Annotated in this window: 2 protein-coding genes; both read left to right on the top strand. The window is 61.3% G+C overall.

Annotation, left to right across the window (positions count from 1 at the left end; genetic code table 11):
• Window positions 1-775: P-type DNA transfer ATPase VirB11 (gene virB11, locus EOC06_RS37735; RefSeq protein ID WP_128310143.1), on the top strand; the 775-nt coding region annotated here is incomplete at its 5' end.
• A gap of 12 nt (window positions 776-787) precedes the next feature.
• On the top strand, window positions 788-1,042 hold a 255-nt coding region (locus EOC06_RS37730), incomplete at its 3' end, for a hypothetical protein (protein ID WP_164899017.1).

Genomic DNA, 1,042 nt, shown 5'->3' with positions numbered 1-1,042 from the left:
GGTCACCCCGGTCCTGTCGGCAGCTCTCCCCTCAGGCGAGCGCTTTCAATGCGTGCTCCCGCCGGCGGCACCCGATGGCGGCGCGATCTCCATCCGCAAGCAGGTCATCATGGACATGACCCTTGGCGACTACGCCAAGATGGGCGCCTTCGAGCAGACCGCGATGGGTAGTGGCCTGGCGCTCTCGGCCGAAGAAAAGCAGCTCGCCGAGATGCTCAACGACACCTCGCCGTTGAAATTTCTGGAATACGCGGTTTGCAATCGGATTTCCCTCATTGTCTCTGGCGGCACGTCGACCGGCAAAACAACCTTCCTCAATGCGTTGTTGAAGATCATTCCCTCTCATGAGCGCATCATAACCATCGAGGATACGCGCGAACTCAAGCCGGCGACGGCCAACACCGTGACGCTGCTTGCCTCGAAAGGCGACCAAGGCCTTGCCAGGGTTACGCCGCAACAGCTGCTCGAGGCGTCATTGCGCATGCGGCCCGACCGGCTGCTGCTCGGCGAATTGCGCGGTGCCGAGACATTTTCGTTCCTGCAAGCCATAAACACCGGCCATCCTGGTTCGCTGACAAGCGTTCATGCCAACTCGGCCCGCTCGGCCTACGAGCGCCTGGCCCTCATGGTCATGCAAAGCAATGTCGGGCTCTCTCGCAGCGAGATTCTCGACTATCTGCGCGAGGTGATCCCGGTGGTCGTGCAGATGGTGCGCGGCGACGGCGGACGCCGATCGATCAGCGAAATCAAGTTCACGAAGGCTGAGACGATGTGACGAGGTCGCATTATGGAAAAGATCGCCGGCAGGATTTTTCTGGCCTTGATGGCCGTGGCGCTGGGCGCGTTGCTGTTTGTGGTCGCATACGCGGCGACCGACTGGTACAGGACCGGATCGCATTTTCTCTTCGACAGCATCAATGCGGACCCGCGGCCGGTCTTCGGCTACGCCTGGACGGACCTGAGAGCTGGAAGCTTCGCAAAGCTGCAATACGCCGGCGCCGCGGCCCTATTCGGCTTCGTCCTGCCGCTCACTGTCGCATTC

This window comes from Mesorhizobium sp. M7A.F.Ca.MR.362.00.0.0, assembly GCF_004023175.1.
Lineage (GTDB): Bacteria > Pseudomonadota > Alphaproteobacteria > Rhizobiales > Rhizobiaceae > Mesorhizobium.
This window is presented reverse-complemented; position numbering and strand designations above follow the sequence as displayed.